Raw genomic sequence first — 5718 nt, forward strand, 5'->3', positions numbered from 1 at the left:
TGGTATGGACTGATAGATAACCCCACGACAGCTGACGCGTTACTCGATCGGCTAGTACACCCCAGCTATCGACTGGAACTTAAAGGCGAATCACTACGCAAAGAGCAAGGAGTAGCCAGCACAGGAAAAATAGACTAAAACCGAGTCAGAAGATGAGCGAACATGTGATCAAATATCACTGGAATGGGTGATCGGAAAATATCGGAATAACTGATCGGATGTCGCCGGAACAGATGATCGGATACGTCGGAATCTGCAGCCTGGGCGGAGATCGACAATAATATCGCTGAAAACGTGCTGCGGGTAATAAGCCTGGGTCGCAAGAACTATCTGTTCTTCGGTTCGGATAGCGGCGGCGATCGGGCGACGCTGATGTATACGCTGATCGGCAGTTGCAAACTGAACGGCGTGGAGCCGGAAGCGTATCTGCGCCATGTGCTGGCGATTATCGCAGATCATCCCATCAACAAAATCAAAGAACTCCTGCCGTGGAACCTCACCATCCCTGCTGAATAACTGTCAATACGGCGCTGGGCGTACGCTTACAAGCAAAGCATGTGCCACAAATGTTTTGACATATAAATTTACCGTTAGCAGGCTATTCCTATGGCAGCTGCCTGTCCTGGGAAAGGGCGACGGATCAAAAAAGAAGGGTCATCTAAACGGAAATGCACCAAAGAGGTGCCTGATGCTAAAAAACGGTGCGTCTGTCACAAAAATGGAACACAAATGCCCATTCGCAGTGCGTGTCGCGGCGAACGGGCATCCGATTGGCGCCAACGATAACGACACGGCGTGGGGAAATCGTGGCGCCTGAGTGATGAAGGCAAACGTTATTGCCGCTCGGCGGCAAGGCAAGGGAGTGCAGTGGCTACGGCGGCGGGGAAAAAACAGGAACTTTTAGCGTGCCGGCAGCGCGGAAATTGACGTAACGGCGGTGTCGACGGCGCGAGGGAAAATGCCATCGCTGCGCCAATCCGGCGCTGGCCGGCGATAGTGGCGCCGGCGGCGAGAGGGTAAAGGGTATGGCCCGGCCTTAACCGGGCAATGCCTGGGGCGCGTCGGCGCGCAGCGCCTGTCCCGCCTGCTGCAGCTGATACATTTGATAATAACGGCCTCGCACCTGCAGCAAGGCGGCATGGGTGCCCCGCTCCACCGCCTCGCCCCGATGCAGCACTAGGATTTGATCCGCCTCGACCACCGTTGACAGCCGGTGGGCTATGACCACCAGCGTCGTATGCCGCCGCACCGCTCCCAGCGCGCGGGTAATAGCCTGTTCAGTACCGGAATCGATATTGGCGGTGGCCTCATCGAGAATCAATACCGCAGGCGTGGACACCAGCACCCGCGCCAAAGCCAGCAATTGCTTTTGCCCGACCGACAAGGTGTTGCCCTGTTCACCCAGTTCGGCAAACACTCCCCTCGGTAGCGAGCGTACCAGCGCCGCCAGTTGCACCTGCTCAAGCGCGCGCCAGACCTGTTGCTCGCTTATCTCCCGTCCGAGGGTGACGTTGCCATAGACCGTGTCAGCCATTACGACCGGATCTTGCTGCACCATCGCAACCCCCTGGCGCAAGACGCGATGGCTAAGCGTTTCGATGGGCCGGCCGTCCAGCAACAGCGTCCCCGCGCTTACCGGATAGTAGCCCATCATCAGGCTGGCCAGGGTACTCTTGCCGCTGCCGGTATGCCCCACCAGGGCGATAAAACTTTTCGCCGGCGCCGTTAGCGAAATATTCCGCAACACCGGCGATCCCTGGCGATAGGCAAAGTGCAGGTTGCGCAATTCGATGGCGCCACTGCTCAGGGGAACATCATCCGTACCGTACCGTTGCGCGGGACCATCCATCAGTTCAAAGATACGTTCACCCGCTACCGCCGCCTGCTGCATGATGGACTGCTGGGATGTCAGCTCAATAAGCGGCTCATTGAGCCGGCCGAGGTAATTGATGAAGGCGTAAAGCACCCCCACACCAATCGCCCCGCGCGGACTTAGCCCAAACAGCAGCAGCATGCCGCACAATATCAGCGCAAACAGCAGGCTGAGCAGCGGGCGCAGCAGATAGCCCTCCAGCCGTAGCGTCGCCATACGGGTTTGGAAGTGGGCGTGGCTTGCCCGCTGCAGCTTGTCGCCGAAACGCCGCTGCTGGCGGAATTGCTGAATTACCCCCATACCGTTGATGGCTTCGTTGAAGCCATCATTGATATCAGCGACATAGGCCCGCATCCGCCGCACGATCGGCGTGCTGTAATGCTGATACAGCCACATCACCACAATGACCACCGGAAACAGCACCAGCGAGATACACGCCAGCCGCCAGTCCAGCAAAAACATCGCCACCAGCATGGCGCTGATTAACGCCATGCTGCGCAGCACGGAGGCCACCACCGTGACATACAGATCTTTCACCACTTCGGTATCGTTGGTCACCTTGGAAATGAGCTGCCCTACCGGCTGAGTATCGAATACGCCTAACGGCTGACGCAGCGCGGCGTCCATGACTTCCGTTCTCAGCTGCTGCACGACGCTTAACGCGGTGCGGTTAAACAACAGCGCCTGATAGTAGCGCAGCGCCGCCGACAGCAACTGCAGCGCGAGGAAAACCGCCACCAGACCGGCTACCGTCCAGGGCGGCAGGATTTTCTCGGGCAGAATATGGTCGATGAAATAGCTAATCACTATCGGTCCGGCGACTTCCGCCGCTGCCGCGAGCCATAACATCAGAGCCGCCAGCGTCAGCGGCCTGCGATAGGGCCGGCCATAGGCGAGTAGCCGCTTGAGGGTGGGCCAAAGGCTAGTCCAGTTGCGCATCGCACGCCTCCTTGGGTTCCTGTTCGAGGGCGGCTTCCAACTGCTGGTAACGGTACATATCCCGGTACCAGCCCGGCTGTTGCAGCAGCGAGGCGTGATCGCCCCGCTGGCCGATCCGGCCTTGTTTTAGCACCAGGATCTTGCTCGCGCCCTGCAGCGCCGACAGCCGGTGCGCGGTAATGATCACCGTTCGGTGGACGCCCCAGCGACGCAGGTTATGCAATATGCTATGTTCGGTACGCCCGTCAACCGCCGATAAAGCGTCATCCAGGACGAGAATTTCCGCATCCAGCAATAACGCTCGGGCAATCGCCAGACGCTGTTTCTGCCCGCCGGACAGCATAACGCCGCGTTCCCCGACCTCTGTCTGGTACCCATTAGGAAGACGCAGTATGTCGTCATGTATGCAGGCCAACCGTGCCGCCTCCTCAATCTGCTCCGCCGTGGCGTCCGGTCGGCCAAGGGCGATATTGCTGGCTACGCTGTCGGAAAACAAAAAAGGCGTCTGGCTCACCACCGCCAGCCGACTGCGCCACTGATCAAGCGCCAGCGCGGTCAAGGGCAGATCGTGAAAGCGTATCTCCCCTTCGCTGACGTCAAACTGCCGCAGGATTAGCGCCAGCAGCGTGCTTTTGCCGGCGCCGGTAGGGCCGCACACGCCCAGCATCTGCCCGGAAACCAGCGTCAGATGAATATCCTGTAGCGCACGCTCTTTAGCGTGGGGGTAACGAAATGCATTAATCGCCACGCTCAGCGTTCCCCGCCTCGCGGGAAGGGATAACGCGCCATCCTCGACCTCCGGCCCCTCTTCCAGCGTCTGGCGGATGCGACTGTAGGCCGCGCTGCCGCGCTCGACAATATTGAACATCCAGGCAAGAGCGAGCATGGGCCAGATCATCAGCCCGAGATACATGATAAAGCTGGTCAGTTGACCGAGCGTCATGGCGCCGCGTAGCACCAGCCAGCTGCCGCCGCCGACCGCCAGCAAATTCGATAGCCCTACCGCCAGATAAATAGTCGGGTCGAAGCGGGCGTCCACCCGGGCCACTCGCATGTTTTTATCACCAGCCTCCGTGGCGACGGCGGCGAAACGCGCCGACTGAAGCTGTTCCAGACCGAACGCCTTGATCATCCGGATGCTGGTCAAATTTTCCTGCGCCTGGTTGTTGAGCGAGGAGAATGCCGCCTGCGCCACGCGAAAGCGCTGATGCAGGCGCTGGCCGTCCCGCTTGATGAGTACGGCCATTATCGGCATCGGCAACAGCGCCAACAGGGTCAGTTGCCAGCTGATTTGCAAACTCATCACCAACAGTACCGAGCAGCCCATCACCAGTGAATCCACTAGCGTCAGCACCCCTTCGCCGGCGGCGAAAACCACGCGGTCCACATCATTGGTGGCGCGCGCCATCAAATCGCCGGTGCGATGGTGCAGATAAAAGCCCGGCAATTGCCGGCTGAGCAACTGGTAAAGCCGGTCGCGCAGTTCTACCGCCAGCCAGTATGCGGCGCCAAACAATAACACTCGCCAGACATAGCGCAGCCCATAGACCAGCACCGCGGTGAAGACCATCACCCCTAGCCACAGCGCGAGACGCCGCCCGGTGGCGTTGCCGGCCACCACGCTATCGATAATCATCCCCACCAGCCGCGGCGGCACTAATTGCAATAGCGTGATAATGATCAGTAATGTCACAGCACCCAGGTATTGCCGCCACTCGCGGCGAAAAAACCATCCTAATTGTGTAAATAATCTCACGAGGCGTTATTCCAAAAATAAAAAAGCCGGACAGCCGCGCCGAGCGCCAGGCACTATTGTGGCCGTATTATACCGTGATTAAGAAATTTATGCTGGTTTCAGTCCCGGCGGAGACCGAAAGCCACGGCGGGCGCGGCGCTGTCATCGCCCACGCCACCGCATGGATCAATGGCCGAATGGCGGTTGAACCGGCGTGATAGTCTATAAATGTAATTTATACCGCGCTCACTAGATAATATATTCTCCTTTTATGGCAATTAAATAGAAATTATTTCTCCCATTAATGATAATAATGCAAGAAATAGCAAACCCTTTTTCCGCTATTGCGGTTAGGCTATGTTCAAATTCCTAATAAGGACATGAGTCATGTCGTCATGGGCAGCACAGGCGGTAAACGAGATAGCGAACGACTTCCAGCGCTCGGCGGATACCCATTTAATCCGGCTTACGTTGCCGGCCTTTCCCAATATTATCTTCTACCTAAAGGATGAGAGCACCCACCCTTCCGGCAGCCTAAAGCATCGGCTCGCTCGTTCGCTGTTTCTCTACGGACTCTGTAATGGCTGGATCCGTCAGGGCATGCCTATTGTCGAAGCGTCATCCGGCAGCACCGCCGTGTCCGAGGCCTATTTCGCCCGCCTGCTGGGCCTGCCTTTTATTGCCGTGGTGCCGGAATGTACCGCGCGGCGAAAAATCGAGCAAATCGAGCATCACGGCGGCCGCTGTCATTTCGTCAGCCACGGCGGATTGATCTACGATGAGGCGAAACGGCTGGCGCGCGAACAAAACGGCCACTATATGGATCAGTTTACCTACGCCGAACGGGCTACCGACTGGCGCGGAAATAACAATATCGCCGAAAGCATCTGGCGCCAGCTGGCACGCGAGCCATTTCCGCAGCCGTCCTGGATTGTGATGAGCGCCGGCACTGACGGCACCTCCGCGCCGCTTGGACGTTATATTCGCTATCAGGGCCACCCGACTCGCCTGATGGTCGTCAACCCGGAGAATTCGTAAGCGCCCCGTGGAGGACGTCTTGAATTATTGGTGGGTTTGTTGTATGGCCCGGTAAGAATATGTTCCACTACGATGCCTAGTGAACCCGCATCCTATAAGGGACGGCTGTCAGATCATGGATAATCCGGCGATG

General features: G+C 58.0%; 3 protein-coding genes and 2 pseudogenes. 3 read left to right on the forward strand and 2 right to left on the reverse strand.

The genetic code is table 11. From position 1 onward, the window contains the following. Together ACMX3H_RS16420 and ACMX3H_RS16425 are read left to right on the forward strand one after the other, a co-directional pair. Positions 1-138: ATP-binding protein (locus tag ACMX3H_RS16420; protein ID WP_415211589.1), on the forward strand; the 138-nt coding region annotated here is incomplete at its 5' end. Positions 139-261: 123 nt separating this feature from the next. Next, positions 262-516, forward strand: a pseudogene (locus tag ACMX3H_RS16425) (transposase domain-containing protein); the annotation flags it as partial. Positions 517-1036: 520 nt separating this feature from the next. Here ACMX3H_RS16425 and ACMX3H_RS16430 read toward each other — a convergent pair. Further along, a complete protein-coding gene (locus ACMX3H_RS16430; protein WP_415211587.1) occupies positions 1037-2812 on the reverse strand; it encodes a SmdB family multidrug efflux ABC transporter permease/ATP-binding protein in 1776 nt (591 codons plus the stop codon). After that, positions 2796-4568 carry a SmdA family multidrug ABC transporter permease/ATP-binding protein gene (locus ACMX3H_RS16435; RefSeq protein ID WP_415211588.1) on the reverse strand — a complete coding sequence of 591 codons (1773 nt, stop codon included), beginning with the start codon at positions 4566-4568 and terminating at the stop codon, positions 2796-2798. Before ACMX3H_RS16435 ends, ACMX3H_RS16430 begins: the two co-directional genes overlap by 17 nt. Positions 4569-4934: 366 nt before the next feature. Between ACMX3H_RS16435 and ACMX3H_RS16440 the strand changes: the two are divergent. After that, positions 4935-5582 (forward strand): annotated as a pseudogene (locus tag ACMX3H_RS16440) (PLP-dependent cysteine synthase family protein); the annotation flags it as partial. Positions 5583-5718: the final 136 nt, after the last annotated feature.

Origin of the sequence: Sodalis sp. (in: enterobacteria), from assembly GCF_047607725.1 — a bacterium.
In the GTDB taxonomy this organism is placed as follows: domain Bacteria; phylum Pseudomonadota; class Gammaproteobacteria; order Enterobacterales; family Enterobacteriaceae; genus JBLKSS01.